We start from the raw sequence: 17,171 nt of genomic DNA, 5'->3' as shown, positions 1-17,171 counted from the left end.
GCCTCAGGGCGCCGCGAGGGTGAGCGCCGCGAGCTCGTCGACCACGGCGGTCAGCCGGCCGTGGCGGCGCAGGGCGCGCCGCTGGCGGTCGGCCCCGGTGCCTCGCCGGTGGATCCGGCCGAGCGTGTTCTCGACCGCGGTCAGGTCTCCGGCGGCGGCCAGGCCGGGGGCGGCCCGTTCGAGCAGGCGGTCGGCGAGCGCGGCCATCGGGGTGTCCCGTCCGGTGAGCGGGTCGATGCCGTCCCCGGCCAGGCCGGTGCGGGCGGCCCGCCAGTGGGCGGCGCGGACCAGGCCGGCCGGGCACGCCGGAGCGGGTCGACCCTCGTCGATCTCGTCGAGGAGGACGGTGGTGAGCCCGCGCAACAGCGCCGCCAGCAGCAGGACGGTCCGCAGGTCGGCGTTGACGTCGGCGACCCGCACCTCCAGCGTCGGGACGTGCTCCGACGGCCGGGCGTACCAGTACACCATCCGCCGGTCGAGCAGCACCCCGGAACGCACCAGGGCGGCCACGACGGACTCGTACTGCGGCTCGTCCAGCACCGGGGCCGGGCCGACGGTGGGCCAGCGCGCCCAGCGGACGGAGCGCCAGCTCGCGAAGCCGCTGTCCCGGCCCTCCGCGAACGGGGAGTTGACCGTGAGTGCCTGGACGACCGGCAGCCAGGGACGCAGGTGGTTGGCCAGCGCCAGCGCCCGTCCGCGGCTCACCGTCCCGACGTGGACGTGGCAGCCGCACAGCGCGCCGCCGTAGCCGTCGACCACGTTCCGGTAGCGGGCCGCCATCTCCCGGTAGCGCGGATCGTCGGTGACCCGGCCCGGCCGCGGGTTGCTCAGCACCGGCGTGCCCGACGCGACCAGGAGGCACCCCGCCTCGGCCGCCGCGGCGGCGACGACCGCGCGCAGGTGGACCAGGTCGGCGGCCAGCTCTTCGAGCCGGGTGGCGGGCCGGGTGCACACCTCGACCTGGACGGGGAAGAACTCGGCCTGCACCTGTCCGCCCAGCTCGCCCGCGGCGTCCGCGATGACCTGCGGCGCGCGTTCGGCGGGCAGCCGGGTGCGCCGGTCGACCAGCAGGAACTCCTCCTCCACCCCGACGGTGGGCAGGGCGCGCGGCGGCGCCGTCCCGGGCGCAGCGGCCGTCCGCTGCGCCGGGGTGGTCGTGGTGACGGCTGGGCCCGGGACGTGCTTCGGTCCGGGCCCGGCCCCGGCCGGGGGGCCCGGAGGCTCGTGGATCCGCATGACGGGCGTCTTGCCGGGCCGGTGGCGCCGAAACGTCACATGCGACGGACCTTCGGTGGCGGCCGTCCGGGACGCCCTGCCGCGCCCCGGACGGCGCCGGTCAGTGGCCGAGGGCGTGTGCCAGTTCGCGTTTGTTCATCTTCGAACGGCCCTTGACGTTGCGGTGCTTGGCCTCGTTGTACAGCCGGTCGTAGGTCGGCCCCCGGGCGCCGCTGTGCGAGCGCTTCCCGCCGCGGTGGCCGGAGGAGACGTCCTCCGTCGAGGTGCGGCTGGCCGTCTCCGACTCGCCGTGCCGGGCCCGCTCCTTGTTGACCGTCCGGGCGGCGATCTCCTTGGCCCGCTTCTCGCTCTCGCCGCGGTCGAGCGCGCTCTCCTTGATGTGCTCGTACTGGCGCTCCCGCTTGGGGCTGGATCCTCGGGGCATGACGCCCCTCCTCTCGTGACCGTCGGTGTGTCCGCGCCTACCCGGACAAATCAGAAGAAAACGAACCAAACATGAATTCACTGTCGTATGTCGGGTAGAACACCCATGCAGCGGCCGGGACCGGATCCGGCCGCCCCGGCACCCGCCCGGGTGCCACCGGGACCGCGCTTGAAGAAGCCGGGCACAGGTCCTGGGGGAAGAAGCCCCGAAGGCGAGCGGGTTCGCACCGCACGCGCCACCGGGCGACCCCGTTGCCCAGGAGACATCAAGTGTCCATCCGACTGCAGACGTCCGACCCGGACGTCGTCACCCGCCCTGACCAGCCCCCCGACATCCCGCCCGACATCCCGCCCAGGCCCACCACCGCCGAGCTGCGGGCGATGGGCAAGACCGAGGCCCGCGAACTCAGCGACGCGCTGTTCGAGCGCCTGGCCGGCCTCGCCCGCGAGAGCCACGCCTACAGCTACGTCCGCGGCACGATCATCGAGCTCAACATGCCGGTGGTGCGCTTCATCGCCGCCCGATTCCGGCACCGCGCCGAGGACATGGACGACATCCTGCAGGTCGGCACCATCGGCCTGATCAAGGCCGTCGACGGCTACGACCCGCAGCGCGGCGTCGAGTTCATCACCTACGCGATCCCCACCATCACCGGCGAGATCAAGCGGTTCTTCCGCGACACCTCCTGGCCGGTGCGCGTGTCGCGCAGCATGCAGGAGCTGTACCTCACCGTCGCCCGCGGATCCGACCGGCTGGAACAGGAACTCGGCCGGCTGCCGGAACCCGAGGAGATCGCCGAGGGCCTGCACCTCACCGTCGAACAGGCCACCGAGGGCCTGATGGCGGGCCGGGTCTACCGCCCCAACTCCCTGGACGCCCTGCGCGACCAGGACACCGACGACACCGGCAGCGCCCTGCTCGACCGGCTCGGTGGCTGCGACCCCGGCATCGAACTCGCCGACTTCCGCACCGCCGTCCGCCCGCTGCTCGCCGAACTGCCGCACCGGGAACAGACCGTCCTCAAGCTCAGGTTCTGGGACGGCTGCACCCAGTCCCAGATCGCGGACCGGATCGGCGTCTCCCAGATGCACGTCTCCCGGCTGCTCACCGCGACGCTGAACCGCCTGCGCGAGCAGCTCGACGACCTCGACGCGCCCGGCTGGGACGACGGCCCCGAGAAACCGGCCTGAGCCCGCCGGCCGCCGCACCGCGTCCGGACGGACAGGCGGGTGGCACGGCACGGACAGGCGGGCGGCACGGCGCGCACGGGCACGGGCACGGACAGGGCGAGGAGGCCGAGGGCATGGACGGGCGGCTGCGGGACGGAGTGGACCGACGGGCCGGGCGGGCGACGGGCGCCCCGCTCTCCCCGCGCGGCCCCCTGTCCGCGGCGGTGCTCGGCCTGGTGACTGCCGGGCCACCCGGTGCCGGACGCCTGCTCGCGCCGCCCGGCCCCTTCACCCACCCCTGGAGCGAGGACCACCAGCTCGCGCTGTACCTCTGCTACGAACTCCACGACCGGGGCCTGCCCGGCGTCGCCGCCGGCTGGGAGTGGGAGCCCGAACTGCTGTCACTGCGAAGGTCGTTGGAGCGCCCGTTCCTCGCCGAGGTCCGCGCCGAGGCGGAGCCCGTCGCACCCCTGGGGGAGGCCCTGGAGCGCCTGCTCACGGAGCCCCCGGACGGCACCGGGCCCTCGCACTTCCTGCTGGCCGAGGGCGAACTCCGGCACGCCCGTGAATACCTGGTGCACCGGTCGCTCTACCACCTCAAGGAGGCGGACCCGCAGCTGTGGATGCTGCCGAGGATCCACGGCCCCGCGCAGGCGGCGCTGATGGCGATCCTCTACGACGAGTACGGCGCCGGACGGCCGGAACGGGCCCACGCCGAACTGTTCGCCCGGATGATGGCCGCCTTCGGCCTGGACCCCGGTTACCGGCACTACCTGGACCTGGTCCCCGCGCCCGGCCTGGCGGTGGTCAACCTGATGATGCTCTTCGGCCTGCACCGGGAACTGCGCTGCGCGGCGGTCGGGCAGTTCGCGACCATCGAGATCACCTCCTCGCCCGGCTCGGCGCGCCTGGCGTCGGCGCTGGAACGACTCGGCGCCGGCCCGGACGGCACCCTCTTCTACCGCGAGCACGTCGAGGCGGACGCCGTCCACGAGCAGCTGGTGCGACGCGGGGTCATCGAGGAACTGGTCGCCGCCGAGCCGGCCGCGGCGCGGGACGTGGCGTTCGGCATCGCCGCCACCGAGGTCGTCGACGGCCGCTTCGCGGACCACCTGCTCGGCTGCTGGCGCGCCGGGCGGACCTCCTTGCGCTCACCCCTGCCCGACGGCCCGGTCTGAGCCGCGTCCGGCATCGCCCGCCGCACGTCCAGGCTCGCCCGCCGCACGTCCCGCCTCGCCTGCCGGGCGTCCCGGCTCCGAGCCCCGTCCAGGCCGAGCGCGACGGCGGTGGCTGGTGTCGCAGAACGGGTACGTCCGGCTCCGGCGGCACGCGCACAGCGCCACCACCGGCCGCTCGGAGACCCGTACCGTCCCGTCCGGCAGGACCACCTCCACCGGCCCCTCGACCAGCAGCGGACCACCCGGAACGACGACCACCCTGGTCGGTCCCCGGTCAGCCGTCGCGGACACCGCGCACCACCACCAGCTCCTCCTCGCGCTCGCCCGGCCGGATCAGCCCGCGGCGCTCGAACAGGGTGGCCCGCGCGGTCATCACCGGTCCGAACGCCTGCCGCCGCCGGGCCGCGACCTCCACCCGCAGCCCCGCCCCGCGCAGCAGCGCCAGGGTGGCGGGGACGTCGGCGAGCGCGGACTGCACCAGCAGCAGCACCCCGCCGACGGCGAGCAGACCGGGGGCCGTCCGGCAGATCCGGTCCAGGACGAGCCGGCCGTCCGGCCCGGCGTCCCAGGCCAGCGCGGCCCCGCGGCCGCCGGCTCCCGCGGCGGGATCGACCGGGACGTACGGAGGGTTCGCCGTGATCAGGTCGAAGCGCCCGCCGGCCACCGGGGCCAGCAGGTCGCCCCGGTGCAGGCGGATCCGGCGACGGTGCAGCCGGGCGTTGACCCACGCGGTGGCCACGGCGCGGGCGGACACGTCGACCGCGGTCACCCGGGCCCCGGTCCGCGCCGCGACGAGCGCGACCGCCCCCGTGCCGGTGCAGAGGTCGAGCACCCGGCCGGAGGCGTCCAGACGCTCCCGGCGCACGCACGAGGCCAGCAAACGGGTGTCCCCCTGCGGGCGGTACACCCCGGGCGGTCGGAGCAGCAGCCGCACCTGGCTGCGGGCCGCCGGGGCGGCCGGGCGCCGGACGTGCCCGGCGACGACGGCCGCCACCCGGATCCCGGGGCGCCACCTGCCTTCCGGTGCGTCGGCGTGCGGCGGGAGATCGGGGACGGCGGCGGTCATGGCTCCTCCTGTGGTGCTCCCGGGCGGCTGCCCCCGGCCGTCGGGGTGAAACGCCGTCCGGTGCCGACCGGTCGGGGCGGCGCCCCTGCTGACGGCCCTGGTGAGAGCCCTGGTGACAGCGGGTCAGCCGGCCCCGGGCAGCCGCACCTCCAGGTGGCCCGAGAGCACCCGGGTCTCCAGCACCGGCTGCGGCGCGGTGGCCGGGCCGTGCACCACCTGGCCGTCGAGCAGCCGGAACTCGCTGCCGTGCCACGGGCAGCGCAGGCAACCGTCGGCGACGGTGCCCTCGGACAACGGCCCGGACAGGTGCGCGCAGCGCTCGGCCAGGACGTGGCAGAGCTCGCCGTCCCGGACGACGACCACGGACAGCTCGCCGGCCGTCCGGCGCACGGCCCGGTCGGGCGGGAAGTCCTCCACGGCGCCGAGGCCGACCCAGTCGGCCGGGGCAAGCCGGGGCACGGCCGCGGCCCGGTCCGGCCCGGCGGCCAGCCGGTAGGACAGGTGCCCGCCGAGCGCCGCCCCGGCCGAGACCGCGGTCAGGCCGGCGAGGCCGAGCAGCCGGCCCCGGGCGCGGTGCCCGCGGCAACGGGCCAGCAGCGACCCGGCGTACAGCAGCACACCGGTGGTGTTGGAGAGCGCGTGCACCAGGCCGGTGCGGCGGCGCGGCGGATCGAGCCGGGCCCAGTCCGCCCAGCCGGCGAGCGCCGCGGGCCCGGCGGCCAGCAGCCCGGCCGCCACCAGGGTGCCGGCCGACCGGCGGCCCCCCGGGGTGAGGTCCAGCAGGGCGGCGGACGTCCAGCAGCCCAGCGGGAACTGGACCAGCGCCGGGTGGAGCGGGTGGCCGAGCCACACGCCGTGCAGGGCGTCCCGGTACGGCCCGAGCGGCAGGGCCTCCACCGCGCGGGCGAGCTTCCCGGCCGGGGCGTCCAGGACGTCCCAGTGCTCCGGCGTCTCCAGCGCGCGGCGCAGCCGGCGGGACCAGGGGTGGGTGTGCAGGGGTGAGATGTCCATACCGGGCGGCTAGCCGGGTACGGCCCGGTCAAACCCGGTGCGGGGTGTGTGACGCGGCGGTCCGCGGTTACGCCGGCACCGTCGGGGCAGACGCGCGGGCGGCCGGGAAACACCCGGCCGGTTCCCAGCGAGGAGGCCCGCATGAGCATGGTGAAGGAGTCGGTCGACGTCGAGGTCCCGCTGCACACCGCCTACAACCAGTGGACCCAGTTCGAGGAGTTCCCGCGTTTCATGGAGGGCGTCGAGTCGGTGACCCAGCTGGACGAGCGCCACAACCACTGGCGCACCAGTATCGGCGGCATCACCCGTGAGTTCGACACCGAGATCGTCGACCAGCTGCCGGACGAGCGGATCGCCTGGCGGACCACGGACGGCGAGGTGGACCAGAAGGGCGTGGTGACCTTCCAGCGGCTCACCGAAGGACGCACCCGGGTCAACATGGCCATCGACTACCGGCCGGACGGAATGGTCGAGAAGGCCGGTGACGCGATCGGCATGGTCGACCGGCGGGTGAAGGGCGACCTGAAGCGGTTCAAGGAGTTCATCGAGCACCGAGGCATGGAGCAGGGCGGCTGGCGCGGGCGGATCAATCCGCGCTGAGCCCGTTCCGGCAGGTCCGGCGGTTCCGGCCCCTCCCGGGGGCGGGAGCCGCCGGACGCGTGCGACGGGTGTGCGGAAACCGGTGTGCGCGAACCGGCGTGTGCGGCCGCGCGGGACGGGCCGCCGGTGGCGGTCCTGCGCCCCGACGGGTTGGCCCCGGTCCGGCGGGGTAGGCGCGCGGCATGGAGGACCTCGGACCCCCGGCGGGCGACCAGGCCGGGAACGACGCGGAACCGCTCGACCTGTGCGACCAGTGCGGACGGGCCGTCCCCGACGCCGACCTGCTCGGCGCCCTGGTGCCGGACTCCTCGGCGCTGCACGCCACCGACCCCGACCTGGACGGCAAGCGGGTGCTGCTGGCCTGCTCCGTCGACCACCTGGCCACCCTGATCGAGGAGTACCGGCGCCGCCGGTTCGTCCCCGAGGAGCAGTGGGCCGGCAAGGTCAGCCGAGCGCTCGCCGACGTCGACGAGCCCGTCCCGCTCAGCGTGGTCGCCCGCATGACCGGCCTGTCCGAGCACCAGGCGGTCCAGGGCGTGGAGTGGCACAACGCCCGTGCCCGGGAGTGGCGCGAGCGCTACGGGGGCGGGGACGGAGACGGGGACGAGCACTGACCGGTGGTCACCGGCCGGAACGAGGAGGAGTCATGACGACCGCGAAGCGCTACCGCCTGGTCGCGACCGACCCGTACCGCGAGATCCTGCTCACCGCCACCGGCGCGGCGGGCAGCACGGGCACCGAGGTCTACGTGGACGCCTCCGGTGCCGTCCGGGTCGAGATCGACGGCGAGGGCGAGGTTCGGACGATCACCACGGCGCTCGACCTGGGCCGCCCGGTCCTCGCGGAGCCGCTGGACTGAGCCCACCACCCGGGGCGGACGTCGCCGGACGCCGTCCCGCCCTCCCACCGGCGGGGCGGGAGCGGTGGTGCTCGATCAGCGCGGCGAACCCGCCCCGCGCAGGCGGCGCTCGCACCGGCGCAGCTCCTCCGGCGCGCTGCCGGCCCGCAGGGCGGGGAACAACTGCTCCTCCTCGCCGCGCAGGTGGGCCCGGACCACCACGATCAGGACGGACACCGCGTGGCGCCGTTCGGTGGGGGTGAGGCGGCCGTCGTCCGCCCGGTCGAGCAACCGGCGGATCGCCTCGTGGGTGCGGACCGCGGCGTCCGCGAGGGCCGCACCCGTCGGCAGGGACCGACGCGCCAGCGGGTACAGGTGCTGTTCCTCGGACGCCAGATGGGGGTCGACGATCCGCCGCAGCGAGTCCAGCAGGCGCAGCGCCTCGTCGTCGGTACCACGGCGAGTGGCGATCCGGTCCAACTGCCGCAGCAGCGCGTCGATGGCCCGGTGCTCGGCGCACAACCGGTTCGGGAAGCCCTCGGCACCGTTCATGGGAATCTCCGTCCGACTGCGGGAGGCGGTTGAACCCGGACGCCTGCCCGGTCCGCGCGGGGCCAACCGCCGTACGGTGCCCGGATCGCGATCGGCCGACGGCTCGGCCGGTCGTCGCCGGTCGTCACGGCCCGGCCCGGCAACGGGACGTCCGTCTCGTGGCCGCGGCTGCCCGCGCGGTCCGCGGCCCGGCCGCTCGCATCGCGCATCGCTCGCCCCGCCCGGGTGACGTCGGCCGTCCCGGTGGTCGTTCCGGAACCGGGACGTACCGGGCAGGTGCCCACGACCGGCCCCGCCACACCCGCCGCGCGGCGGCGTTTGGCAGCGGGCCGGCCGGGGACACGCCGGGGCGGCGGGGAACAGCGCCGAGAAGGAGGCGAGCGATGTCCAACGATGCCATCGTCCTGCTGCGCGAGGACCACAAGGAAGTCCGCCGTCTGTTCCGCGAGTACCGGGGGCTCGTCGAAGGCGACGGCGAAGGCGGCGCGCAGGCGCGTCGCGAGAAGGTCGAACGGATCGTGGAGGAGCTGACCGTCCACACCTACCTGGAGGACGAACTCTTCTACCCCAGGATCCGCCGGGAGGTGCCCGGACTCGCCGAGGCCATGGACCGCGCCAAGGAGGAGCACCACGTCGCCGACCTGCTCTGCGAGGAGCTGAGCCGGATGACCCCCGACGACGAGGGCTACGACGCCAAGACCGCCGTCCTGATCGACGCCGTCGAGCGGCACATCGAACAGGAGGAGGGCGACTGGTTCCCGGAGGTCCGTTCCGCCCTCGGCCGCAAGGAACTGCAGGAGATCGGCGAACGGATGCAGGCCGTGCGGGAGACCGCGCCGCGCCGGCCGACGGGCGGCGGGGTGCTGCACCGGATCGCCTCCGCTCTGGAGGGCTGACCGGCCCGAGCCCAGGAAGGGGTACCACCCGTGAACCACGACGAAGACCTGCTGGAACAGCTCGTCGCCGACCACCGGTCGATGCTGGTCCACTTCAGCGAACTCAGCGGCATCCCCAGCGGGGACCGCCAGCGCAAGCGCCTCGCCGCCCTGGTGACCGACCAGCTGGTCCGCCACACCAGGGCCGAGGAGGAGCACCTCTACCCGCTCGTCGGTGACCGGCTGCCCGACGGGCCCGCCGTGGTCGAACGCGAACTCGCCGACCACCGCGGGGTCGAGGCCCTGCTGGTCGAACTCCGACGGACCCACGTCACCTCGCCGGCCTTCGACCGCCTGGTCGCCCGGCTGACGGAGGAGGTCACCCGGCACGCCGGCGACGAGGAGGCACGGCTCTTCCCCGCGGTCCGCGCGGTGACCACCGATGCCGAGTTGCACGAGCTGGCGGCCCTGGCCCGCGAGACCAAGGCCTCCTCGACCGGTCGTCCCCGCTACCAGCGGCCGTCCGAACGCCCCGCGGACCACCTGCCGCCCCCCGAACGCTCGCTCACCGAGCGGGTGCGCGAACTCCTGACGCCGGGCGGGCCGCACTGACGGACGGGCCATCCGGGCACTCCGGCCGGACACCGGGCGCCGATCCGGGCGGGAGCGGCGCCCGGATCGGCGCTGCTCACCGCCCGTCGGGCTGTCGGGCTTCACCGTGCGTCGGGCTTCGCGGGGCCGTGGAGCCGGTCGTCGCTGCGCCCGGACCCACTCCCGTCGCCGCGCCCGGACCCACTCCCGTCGCCGGGGCCACCGTCCTCCCCGGCCTCGTCCGCGTCCTCGAAGGAGACGTCCACGCGCTGCTCGGGGCGGCGCTCCTCCTGTCGGGCGACGGAGGACAGCACCTTCTGGTCGGCGTCCGTGAGCGGTGGCTGCAGCAGGCTGCGCGGCCACAGCCGGCGGGTGAGCACCACATTGGTCTCGGCCGCGTACACGGTGATCTGCGCGGCCAGGTAGATCCAGAAGAGCAGGCCGATCACGGTCGCGAAGAAGCCGTAGACCTGGCTCGCGTGGCGCAGCTCGTGGGCGACCAGCAGGGCGCCGAACGCCTGCAGCACGGTGAACAGCGGGCCGGCGATCGCGCAGCCGGGCCACAGGGCGCGGGTGGGGATCTCGCGCGGGGTGAGCACCCGGAAGCAGGCCAGGCACAGCGCGGTGTTCAGCAGCGCCGAGACGACCAGGCCGCCGATCCGGGCCGGGGTGCCGCCCAGGGTGGTGCCGACCAGTGAGGCGGCCGCGGTGCCCAGGACCAGTCCGGCGCCGAGGACGGCGAACAGCAGCAGGCTGCGGGCCAGCCGCGGCCAGTAGCCGGGGCGCTGGACGCCGGGGACGTTCCAGACCTCGGCCATGGCGTGCTGGAGGACCTGGGCGATGCCGAGCGCGCCGTACAGCATGCCGAGCGCCCCGATGATCAGGGCCAGGCCGCTGCCCTGCAGGGAGTGCACGTTCTGGCGCAGCTGGTCGCCGATGATCGGGAAGTCGGCGAGCGCGGAGTCCACCACCGAGCGCTGGGCGCCGGGGTGGCCGTGCAGGACGAAGCCGAGGACGGTGCTGAGCAGGAGGAGCAGCGGGATCAGGGCGACGAAGCCGTAGTAGGTGATCAGGGCGGACAGCAGCCCGCCGCGGTCGTCCCCGTACTTGCGCACCACGCCGACCACCACGCCGGTGGGCCGGTGGCGCTGCTGGAAACCGTCCACGCCCCGCAGGGTCCGTTCGATGGGGTTCACACGGCGGCGTCTGCCCCGGTCGGGCGGTCCGACACCCGGCGGCGGCGACGCCAGTGTCGACCGGTGCGCGCGGAGGGCCTCAGGAGGCTGCCAGGGCGCGCTCGCACTCGCGGCAGCGGCGGTCGGCCAGTTCGGGCGGGTACCAGGGGCCACCGGGGCGCGCGGGGGCGTAGTGGCTGTGCTCCATGGAGCGGGTGTCGCGTTGACACAGCGTGGTCGGCTGGGGGTCCTCGGGGACGTCGGGGTCGGCACCGGCGGCGTGGACGGCCAGTACTCCCGGTCCGACGCCCTCGGCGCCGAGGACCTGCTCGGACTCCAGCTCGAACAGCACGATGATCGAGGCCATGTCTCCGACGGTGCGCCGGGGCGGACCGCTCCGCACTCCGGGCCGGTCACGCGTGGGACGGGTCGCGAGTCCGTCCGTCCGCCGCCGACCCGGTGCGGGCGTGCAGCACCCGGCCGTTCCTGGGTAGGCGCAGGGCCGACGGGAGGTGTGACGTGGTGAGCGGCGACGACGCCGGGCTGGGCGGCGTGCTGGCACGGCTGCTGGCCCGCACCCGGGCGAGCGGGCCGGCGGACCTGCCCGACCTGGTGCGGGCGGCGGCCCGCGAGCTCGGCGCGGACGGGGCGTGGGTGTTCCTCGCTGACGTCCAGCAGCGCCACCTCGTCCCGCTGCCCGGCTCCGAGGACGGCGACCCCTTCGACCCGGTCGACGTCGAGGGGACGCTCGGTGGCCGCGCCTACCGGTTGCAGCAGACCCAGCTGTCCTCCGGATCGCCCGGCGTCGGCTGGTTCCCGCTGGTCGACGGGGTCGAGCGGATCGGGGTGCTGCGGATCGAGGACGGTGCGCAGGGCGGGGACACGACCGGGCGCTACGAGGCGTTGGCGGGGCTGGTCGCCCTGCTGGTGGTGTCGAAGAGCGCGTACAGCGACGTCATCGTCGGCGTCGGACGGCGGCGGCCGATGAGCCTGCAGGCCGAGCTGCTGTGGGCCTTCCTGCCGCCACGGACCATCGGCACCCGGCACGTCACGTCCAGCGCCGTCCTGGAACCGGCCTACGACGTGGGCGGGGACGCCTTCGACCACTCGGTGGCGGGTGGTCGCCTGCACGTCTCCGTGTTCGACGCGATGGGGCACGACCTCGCCTCCGGCGGTGCCAGCTCGGTCGCCCTGGCGGCCTGCCGCTCCACCCGGAGGTCCGGCGGCGGCCTGGCCGACATCGTCCGGGCCATCGACGACGCGCTGGCCCGGTGGATCCCCGACCGGCTGCTGACCGCGGTCGTCGCCGACCTCGACACGTTCACCGGCGAGCTGTCCTGGGTCAACTGCGGGCATCCGCCGCCGCTGCTGATCCGGGACGGCCACGTCCTGACGGACGCCCTGAGCCGGCGACCCGAGCTGCCGCTCGGGCTCGGCTTCCACCGGCACGGGCCGCAGCCCGTCCACCACGGGCGGCTGCAGCCCGGCGACCGGCTGCTGGTGTACACCGACGGGGTCACCGAGGCCCGCTCGACCTCCGGCGAGCTGTTCGGCGAGCTCCGGCTGACCGACTCCCTCGTCCAGCACATGGCCGGCGGGGACCCGGCCCCGGAGGCCCTGCGTCGTCTGATCCACGCCCTGGTCACGCACCAGGACCACGAACTGCGCGACGACGCCACCATCCTGCTGGCGGAGTGGCACCCGGACCGGCCCGGGACCTGAGGCCGGAACGGGGCGGTAGGGGGCGGAACGGGGCGGTAGGGGGCGGCCGGGGAGCGCAGGGGCGGCCGGGGACTCCCGGACTACCGCAGCAGTCGGTCCAGCACCCGGCCGAAGACCAGGCGTCCGGTGGCGGCGACGACCGGATCGGCGAACCGCGGAACACCGGAGATCCGCAGCTCCTCCGCCCACACCGCCACGCTGCCGCCGCCCACCGCCCGGACCCGCAGCACCGCCCCGCCGCGCACCGGGCGCCCGCGCTTGGCCAGCCGGCACAGCCCGTCACGTCCGGGCCCGGGCGGGACCAGCTCGACGATCTCCATCGGGTCGTCGAACCGCAGCGGCCCGACGGCCGTCCTGGCCAGGACGACGTCGCCCACCTCCCGGCCGGTGCCCCGGGCGACGCCGACCCGGGTGAACGGCACCCGCTCCCCGTGCCGGGGCCAGGCGGTCAGCCGCTCCCAGCAGACGGCCGGGGGAAGCGGCGTGCGGCGGGTCAGGACGAAACGGGCCATGCGGCCCACCGTAGCGCCGCGGCCGGCCGCCGGAGGCCGCACCGGGCGCGTCGGCCCAAGCCCGTCGGCCCGCGCCCGTCGGCCCGCGCCCGTCGGCCCGCGCCCGTCGGCCCGCGCCCGCCGGCTAGGCCCGGTCGCCCAGCAGCGCCGCCACCGCCGCCAGATCGGCCTCCTCGTCGACCAGCACCACCACCGGCGGGTGCGGTGGGGCGCCCAGCCGGGCGATCTCGTAGGCGGTGACGCCGAGCCCCGGCGGGGCAACCAGGACGACCGGGGCGCGGGTCTCCAGCAGTGGGCCGAGCACCGGGCGGTAGGCGGCGGGCGGCGGGTCCTCCCCGACCGGGCGCAGCACGCCGAGGCCCTGCGGGCCGGGCCAGCCGCGGGCGGCGCCGGCCAGCCGGATCTGCGGGGCGCCGGGCGGGGGCAGCAGCAGGACCCAGCCCGCGTCCGGGAGGCCGGCCCGGTGCAGGACGTCCAGTCGCACCGCGGGGCCGTCGGGCGCGTCGGTGACGTCCGGATCGCCGCCGGCCTCGCCGAAGAGCCGGGGCGCGGGCTGTCCGGCGAGCGTGGTGCGCAGCACCTCGGTGGTGCTCAGCCCGCTCGGCAGGTCCGGGAAGGCGCGCAGCAGGTGGGCGCTCTGGCTGAGGAGTTCGACGGCGTCCTGGTCGGCGAGCAGGGTGCGGTCGTGGGTCGCGGTGAGGACCAGCCCGCCGGTGGTGTCGTAGTGGGCGGCGAGGGTGATCGGGTACGAGGTGAAGGTGCCGGCCGGCACCGGGCTCTCCACGTGGATTCCGTGCGCGGCCAGGTCGGTCTCCAGCCGCAGGTGGTGCGCGGCGGTCGGCTGGTGCTCCAGGACGACCAGGCTGTTGGGCCGCCGTCCGCGCGGGCCGGCCGTCCAGCGGTGCGCCTGGCCGGGGGAGACCCACTCGTACGCGGCGAGGTCGAGCACCCCGTCGCGCAGCGCGGTGAGCAGCTGTGGCACGGTGGTGCCCGGGTGCAGCCGGACGGAGATCGGCAGCGGGTTGCGCAGTGCGCCGGGGAGCCGGTCGATGCCGTCCAGCGGGATGCCCCGGCCGGAGACGGTCACCGCGAAGCCGACCCGCACCGAGCGGGCCGGTCGGCGGGGCCGGTCGGACTGTGCGGCGCGGTACAGCAGCAGCGCCCAGGCGGCCTGCAGCGCGCTGCTCTCGCCGGCGCCCCAGGCCGCCGCCCAGCCGCGCAGCCGGACCGCCTCGTACGGGGTGAGCCGGCGCCGGGCCCGGCCGCTGCCGTGCCGGCGCGGGTCGGGGGCGAGCGGCAGGACGGCCGTGGCGCCGGGGCGGGTGGACCAGAACTGCTGGGCCGCGTCGGTGCCCTGGGCCTGCAGCCAGCGGGCGTGGTCGCGGACGTCGGGGCGGCGTTCGCCGCCGGGCAGGACGCCGCCGGTCAGGTAGGCGCGGTAGAAGGACTGCAGCAGCAGGCGCACGCTCCAGCCGTCCAGCATCGCGTGGTGGTAGCTGAGCAGCACCCGGGTGGCGGGCCCTTCGTCGGCGTCCGGCGGGGCGTCGAGCAGGGTGGCGCGCAGCAGGGCGGGGCGGCGCAGGTCGAAGCCGCGGCGGCGGTCGGCGGCGAGCAGTTCCTCCCAGTCGGCGGTGCCGTGCGGGTGCCGGGTGACCTCGGGGACGGCGCGTTCGTGCAGCACCATCCAGGGCTCGGAGTCGCCGCCCTCGTCCCAGTCGAAGGCCGCGCGCAGCACCGTCTCGTGGTCGATGACGGACTGCCAGGCGGCGGTGAAGCGCTCGGTGTCCAGCGGGCCGTGCCAGTGCCAGGACAGCTGCTCGACGTGCCGTCCGTCGTGGTCCGGCTGCCCGAGGACCTGGCGCAGCAGCTCCCGCTGCAACGCGCTGGTGGGTACGGTGACGGGCTCCGGCGGGTGCGCCAGGGCCTCGCGCAGCTCCTGCAGCAGTGCGAGGGCGCGCCCGGGCGGGCCGGGCGCGAGGCCGACGAAGAGCCTCGGCTCCCGGGCGCCGTCCCGGTCCTCGACGAGCACCGCCCGCAGCCGGGGGCCGGTGGCCAGGCTGTGCCCGAGCTCGGCGAGCACCCGGTCGAGGCCTTCCGGGCCGTCGGCCGTGCGCTGCCACAGCAGCTCCTCGCCGGCGTCCGGCCGGACGGCCCGAAGTGCGGCGCGCAGCACGTCCGGCCGGTACGCCCGGTACAGCTCGACCAGCAGGAACTCCTTGGCCCGCGCGGGCCGGGCGGCGGCCTTCCGGGGCCGGGCCGCGGTCCGGGCCAGTGCGGCGCTCACCGCCCCCGCGTCGAGGCGTCTCGGCGGGCGGGCGGCGGGCAGGCAGGGCTCGGGCGCGGGGGCGCCGGACACCAGCAAGGTGACGGGTGCGCTGGAGAACTGACGGTTCGTCATCACTGATCAGCGGGCACCGGAGCCCGAGTCCTTCCCGTGGGCCGGCCAGGATCGCGCCGGGGTTACTGGGTGGCGAGTCCGCCGCAGACGTTGAGTGCCTGGGCGGTGATGCTGGCGGCGGTCGGGGTGGTGAGGTAGCCGGCCAGCGAGGCGACCTCCTCGGGCGTGGTGTAGCGGCCGAGCGGGATGTGCGCCTGGAAGTGCTGGTGGATGGTCTCGGGCGTGGTGTTGTAGGCGGTCGCGTACTCGTGGTGGATCCGCGTGGTGTGCGGGGTCTGGACGTAGCCGGGGCAGATGGCGTTGACGGTGGTGCCGGTGGGTGCCAGCTCCTTGGCCAGCGCCCGGGTGAAGCCGATCACGGCGTGCTTGCTCGCGGTGTACGGCGCGCCCAGGGTGACGGCCTGCTTCCCGGCCGTGGAGGCGATGTTGATGATGCGCGGGTTCGCGGTGCTGGTGATGTGGCCCTGCCGGAGGGTTTCCCGGGTGACCAGGAAGACGGCGTTCAGGTTGGTGTCGATGACGTCGTACCACAGGTCGTCGGTGGTGGTCGCGGTCGGTCCGCCGCCGGTGCGTCCGGCGTTGTTGACCAGCACGGTGATCGGGCCGTGCTCGGCGACCGCGTACCGGATCAGCTCGGCGACCTGGGCGGGGTCGCGGACGTCGCAGGTGCGGCCGTCGGCCTGGTGGCCCTCGCTGCGCAGGGTGACCAGCGCCTGGTCGATGTGCGGGGCGGTGCGGGCGCAGATGAAGACACGGTGGCCGCGGCTGCCGAGTTCGCGGGCGATGGCCAGGCCGATGCCGCGGGTACCGCCGGTGATCAGGGCGAGGGGTTGCTCGGGTGCGGTGGTCATGACGCGTCCTGTGGGTGTGGGCTGGGAGAGGTCTGCGGGGACGGCCGTACGGACGGGGCTCAGGCCGAGTACAGGTTGTAGGTGGTCGGGTGGGCGGTGGTGGGCGTGTTGAGGGTCGGGTCGAGGGTGAGGATGGCGTGCTGCAGGTGCTGCAGGTGCGGGGAGGGCTGGATGCCGAGTTCGGTGGTCAGCCGGTGCCGCAGGTGGTGGTAGGTGGTGAGGGCGTTGGTCTGCCGGCCGGCCCGGTAGAGCGCGACCATGGCCTGGGCGTGCAGGCCCTCGTGGTGCGGGTGCTGGTGGGTCAGGTGGGTGAGTTCGGGGATCAGTTCGTTGTGCCGGCCGAGCCGCAGGTCGGTGTCGATCCGCCGCTCCAGGGTGATCAGCCGGCTCTCCTCCAGGCGCATGATCTCGATGGTGAGGATGGGGCCGGGCCGTACGTCGACCAGGGCGGGGCCGTGCCAGAGCGCGAGGGCCTGGCGGAAGTGGGTGGCGGCCTGGTGGTCGTGGCCGTGGTTGAAGGCGTGCTGGCCCTGGGTGATCAGCAGGTTGTAGGTGTGGACGTCCAGGCTGTCCGGGTGCGCGGTGAGCTGGTAGCCGCCGTGGCGGGTGGTGAGGATGTCCTTGGCGGTGGTGTCCGGGGTCGGTCCGAGGGCCTGGGTGATGCGGCGGCGCAGCTGCAGGATGTACGTCTGCATGGTGGTGAGCGCCTGTCTGGGCGGGTCGTCGCCCCAGATCTCCTCGATGAGGGTGGCCGTGGGCAGGATCCGGTTCGGGTAGAGCGCGAGCAGCGCGAGGATCTGGCGCTGCTTGGCGGCGGAGGGGACGACGGATATGCCGTTGAGGTCGGCGGTGAGGGGGCCGAGGACTCTGAGCTGCATGGCGGTTCCCCTTTCGAGCGCGGGACGGTTGTCGGGCGCGTGACGTGTGCTCGGGAGCGGATCGGTCGGCCGTGCGTGGGGCGGTGGATCGGGCG

General features: G+C 75.4%; 20 protein-coding genes. 8 read left to right on the top strand and 12 right to left on the bottom strand.

Going from position 1 to position 17,171, the window contains the following annotated elements; translation table 11 throughout:
* Positions 1 to 3 precede the first annotated feature (3 nt).
* Both ACZ7KX_RS21055 and ACZ7KX_RS21050 read right to left on the bottom strand, forming a co-directional pair.
* Positions 4 to 1,236, bottom strand: a complete 1,233-nt coding sequence (locus tag ACZ7KX_RS21055) for a carboxylate-amine ligase (protein ID WP_470327750.1) — start codon at positions 1,234 to 1,236, stop codon at positions 4 to 6.
* A 100-nt stretch (positions 1,237 to 1,336) separates the two neighbouring features.
* On the bottom strand, positions 1,337 to 1,660 hold the full coding sequence (locus tag ACZ7KX_RS21050) for a plasmid stabilization protein (RefSeq protein ID WP_470327749.1): 324 nt from the start codon (positions 1,658 to 1,660) through the stop codon (positions 1,337 to 1,339).
* 269 nt (positions 1,661 to 1,929) lie between these two features.
* Here ACZ7KX_RS21050 and ACZ7KX_RS21045 point away from each other — a divergent pair, with 269 nt between their 5' ends.
* Positions 1,930 to 2,850: a SigB/SigF/SigG family RNA polymerase sigma factor gene (locus ACZ7KX_RS21045; RefSeq protein WP_470327748.1), complete on the top strand. Its 921-nt coding sequence runs from the start codon at positions 1,930 to 1,932 to the stop codon at positions 2,848 to 2,850.
* Positions 2,851 to 2,963: 113 nt separating this feature from the next.
* On the top strand, positions 2,964 to 4,007 hold the full coding sequence (locus ACZ7KX_RS21040) for an iron-containing redox enzyme family protein (RefSeq protein ID WP_470327747.1): 1,044 nt from the start codon (positions 2,964 to 2,966) through the stop codon (positions 4,005 to 4,007).
* On the opposite strand, the gene ACZ7KX_RS21035 is transcribed toward ACZ7KX_RS21040, so the two are convergent.
* From ACZ7KX_RS21035 to ACZ7KX_RS21025, 3 genes are all read right to left on the bottom strand, one after another.
* On the bottom strand, positions 3,981 to 4,217 hold the full coding sequence (locus ACZ7KX_RS21035) for a CDGSH iron-sulfur domain-containing protein (RefSeq protein WP_470327956.1): 237 nt from the start codon (positions 4,215 to 4,217) through the stop codon (positions 3,981 to 3,983). The two genes, ACZ7KX_RS21040 and ACZ7KX_RS21035, sit on opposite strands and share 27 nt — an antisense overlap.
* Before the next feature lie 64 nt (positions 4,218 to 4,281).
* Positions 4,282 to 5,073: a HemK2/MTQ2 family protein methyltransferase gene (locus tag ACZ7KX_RS21030; protein WP_470327746.1), complete on the bottom strand. Its 792-nt coding sequence runs from the start codon at positions 5,071 to 5,073 to the stop codon at positions 4,282 to 4,284.
* A gap of 123 nt (positions 5,074 to 5,196) precedes the next feature.
* Positions 5,197 to 6,084, bottom strand: coding sequence for a Rieske (2Fe-2S) protein (locus tag ACZ7KX_RS21025; RefSeq protein ID WP_470327745.1), 888 nt, complete (start codon positions 6,082 to 6,084; stop codon positions 5,197 to 5,199).
* Positions 6,085 to 6,225: 141 nt separating this feature from the next.
* Between ACZ7KX_RS21025 and ACZ7KX_RS21020 the strand changes: the two genes are divergently transcribed.
* The 3 genes from ACZ7KX_RS21020 (at position 6,226) to ACZ7KX_RS21010 (ending at position 7,543) form a co-directional block, all read left to right on the top strand.
* Positions 6,226 to 6,684, top strand: a complete 459-nt coding sequence (locus tag ACZ7KX_RS21020; RefSeq protein ID WP_470327744.1) for an SRPBCC family protein — start codon at positions 6,226 to 6,228, stop codon at positions 6,682 to 6,684.
* A gap of 182 nt (positions 6,685 to 6,866) precedes the next feature.
* Positions 6,867 to 7,298, top strand: coding sequence for a hypothetical protein (locus ACZ7KX_RS21015; protein ID WP_470327743.1), 432 nt, complete (start codon positions 6,867 to 6,869; stop codon positions 7,296 to 7,298).
* A 32-nt stretch (positions 7,299 to 7,330) separates the two neighbouring features.
* Positions 7,331 to 7,543: a DUF6296 family protein gene (locus ACZ7KX_RS21010; protein WP_470327742.1), complete on the top strand. Its 213-nt coding sequence runs from the start codon at positions 7,331 to 7,333 to the stop codon at positions 7,541 to 7,543.
* 75 nt (positions 7,544 to 7,618) lie between these two features.
* On the opposite strand, the gene ACZ7KX_RS21005 is transcribed toward ACZ7KX_RS21010, so the two are convergent.
* Positions 7,619 to 8,074 (bottom strand): hemerythrin domain-containing protein, encoded by a 456-nt coding sequence (locus ACZ7KX_RS21005; RefSeq protein ID WP_470327741.1) that lies wholly within the window; start codon positions 8,072 to 8,074, stop codon positions 7,619 to 7,621.
* Positions 8,075 to 8,457: 383 nt separating this feature from the next.
* On the opposite strand from ACZ7KX_RS21005, the gene ACZ7KX_RS21000 reads away from it, so the two are divergent.
* Positions 8,458 to 8,970: a hemerythrin domain-containing protein gene (locus ACZ7KX_RS21000; protein WP_350523054.1), complete on the top strand. Its 513-nt coding sequence runs from the start codon at positions 8,458 to 8,460 to the stop codon at positions 8,968 to 8,970.
* A 30-nt stretch (positions 8,971 to 9,000) separates the two neighbouring features.
* Positions 9,001 to 9,561, top strand: coding sequence for a hemerythrin domain-containing protein (locus tag ACZ7KX_RS20995; RefSeq protein WP_470327740.1), 561 nt, complete (start codon positions 9,001 to 9,003; stop codon positions 9,559 to 9,561).
* 101 nt (positions 9,562 to 9,662) lie between these two features.
* Here ACZ7KX_RS20995 and ACZ7KX_RS20990 read toward each other — a convergent pair whose 3' ends face one another.
* The gene (locus ACZ7KX_RS20990; protein ID WP_470327739.1) at positions 9,663 to 10,706 is read right to left on the bottom strand and encodes a YihY/virulence factor BrkB family protein; all 1,044 of its coding nucleotides are present in this window, start codon (positions 10,704 to 10,706) and stop codon (positions 9,663 to 9,665) included.
* A gap of 109 nt (positions 10,707 to 10,815) precedes the next feature.
* A complete protein-coding gene (locus ACZ7KX_RS20985; RefSeq protein ID WP_470327738.1) occupies positions 10,816 to 11,082 on the bottom strand; it encodes a hypothetical protein in 267 nt (88 codons plus the stop codon).
* A gap of 155 nt (positions 11,083 to 11,237) precedes the next feature.
* Here ACZ7KX_RS20985 and ACZ7KX_RS20980 point away from each other — a divergent pair, with 155 nt between their 5' ends.
* Positions 11,238 to 12,437: a PP2C family protein-serine/threonine phosphatase gene (locus ACZ7KX_RS20980; protein WP_470327737.1), complete on the top strand. Its 1,200-nt coding sequence runs from the start codon at positions 11,238 to 11,240 to the stop codon at positions 12,435 to 12,437.
* 80 nt (positions 12,438 to 12,517) lie between these two features.
* Here ACZ7KX_RS20980 and ACZ7KX_RS20975 read toward each other — a convergent pair whose 3' ends face one another.
* The 4 genes from ACZ7KX_RS20975 to ACZ7KX_RS20960 all read right to left on the bottom strand — a co-directional run bounded on the left by ACZ7KX_RS20975 (position 12,518) and on the right by ACZ7KX_RS20960 (position 17,076).
* On the bottom strand, positions 12,518 to 12,949 hold the full coding sequence (locus tag ACZ7KX_RS20975) for an SRPBCC family protein (RefSeq protein ID WP_350523049.1): 432 nt from the start codon (positions 12,947 to 12,949) through the stop codon (positions 12,518 to 12,520).
* 124 nt (positions 12,950 to 13,073) lie between these two features.
* Positions 13,074 to 15,347: a condensation domain-containing protein gene (locus ACZ7KX_RS20970; RefSeq protein ID WP_470327736.1), complete on the bottom strand. Its 2,274-nt coding sequence runs from the start codon at positions 15,345 to 15,347 to the stop codon at positions 13,074 to 13,076.
* A 62-nt stretch (positions 15,348 to 15,409) separates the two neighbouring features.
* Entirely contained in the window at positions 15,410 to 16,198 is a 789-nt protein-coding gene (locus ACZ7KX_RS20965; RefSeq protein WP_470327735.1) for an SDR family NAD(P)-dependent oxidoreductase, read from the bottom strand.
* Positions 16,199 to 16,257: 59 nt separating this feature from the next.
* Positions 16,258 to 17,076: an AfsR/SARP family transcriptional regulator gene (locus tag ACZ7KX_RS20960; protein WP_350523046.1), complete on the bottom strand. Its 819-nt coding sequence runs from the start codon at positions 17,074 to 17,076 to the stop codon at positions 16,258 to 16,260.
* Between the last annotated feature and the right edge of the window lie 95 nt (positions 17,077 to 17,171).

This window comes from Kitasatospora sp. NPDC038210 (assembly GCF_055600605.1).
Note: the sequence above shows the minus strand (reverse complement) of the source record. Positions and strands in the feature narration are given on the sequence as shown.

Excerpts from the sequence above, each read along its gene's own strand:
- ACZ7KX_RS21055 (WP_470327750.1), bottom strand. The coding sequence starts at position 1,236 with ATGCGGATCCACGAGCCTCCGGGCCCCCCGGCCGGGGCCGGGCCCGGA.
- ACZ7KX_RS21050 (WP_470327749.1), bottom strand. The coding sequence starts at position 1,660 with ATGCCCCGAGGATCCAGCCCCAAGCGGGAGCGCCAGTACGAGCACATC.
- ACZ7KX_RS21040 (WP_470327747.1), top strand. The coding sequence starts at position 2,964 with ATGGACGGGCGGCTGCGGGACGGAGTGGACCGACGGGCCGGGCGGGCG.
- ACZ7KX_RS21030 (WP_470327746.1), bottom strand. The coding sequence starts at position 5,073 with ATGACCGCCGCCGTCCCCGATCTCCCGCCGCACGCCGACGCACCGGAA.
- ACZ7KX_RS21025 (WP_470327745.1), bottom strand. The coding sequence starts at position 6,084 with ATGGACATCTCACCCCTGCACACCCACCCCTGGTCCCGCCGGCTGCGC.
- ACZ7KX_RS21020 (WP_470327744.1), top strand. The coding sequence starts at position 6,226 with ATGAGCATGGTGAAGGAGTCGGTCGACGTCGAGGTCCCGCTGCACACC.
- ACZ7KX_RS21015 (WP_470327743.1), top strand. The coding sequence starts at position 6,867 with ATGGAGGACCTCGGACCCCCGGCGGGCGACCAGGCCGGGAACGACGCG.
- ACZ7KX_RS21010 (WP_470327742.1), top strand. The coding sequence starts at position 7,331 with ATGACGACCGCGAAGCGCTACCGCCTGGTCGCGACCGACCCGTACCGC.
- ACZ7KX_RS21005 (WP_470327741.1), bottom strand. The coding sequence starts at position 8,074 with ATGAACGGTGCCGAGGGCTTCCCGAACCGGTTGTGCGCCGAGCACCGG.
- ACZ7KX_RS21000 (WP_350523054.1), top strand. The coding sequence starts at position 8,458 with ATGTCCAACGATGCCATCGTCCTGCTGCGCGAGGACCACAAGGAAGTC.
- ACZ7KX_RS20985 (WP_470327738.1), bottom strand. The coding sequence starts at position 11,082 with ATGGCCTCGATCATCGTGCTGTTCGAGCTGGAGTCCGAGCAGGTCCTC.
- ACZ7KX_RS20975 (WP_350523049.1), bottom strand. The coding sequence starts at position 12,949 with ATGGCCCGTTTCGTCCTGACCCGCCGCACGCCGCTTCCCCCGGCCGTC.
- ACZ7KX_RS20970 (WP_470327736.1), bottom strand. The coding sequence starts at position 15,347 with ATGACGAACCGTCAGTTCTCCAGCGCACCCGTCACCTTGCTGGTGTCC.
- ACZ7KX_RS20965 (WP_470327735.1), bottom strand. The coding sequence starts at position 16,198 with ATGACCACCGCACCCGAGCAACCCCTCGCCCTGATCACCGGCGGTACC.
- ACZ7KX_RS20960 (WP_350523046.1), bottom strand. The coding sequence starts at position 17,076 with ATGCAGCTCAGAGTCCTCGGCCCCCTCACCGCCGACCTCAACGGCATA.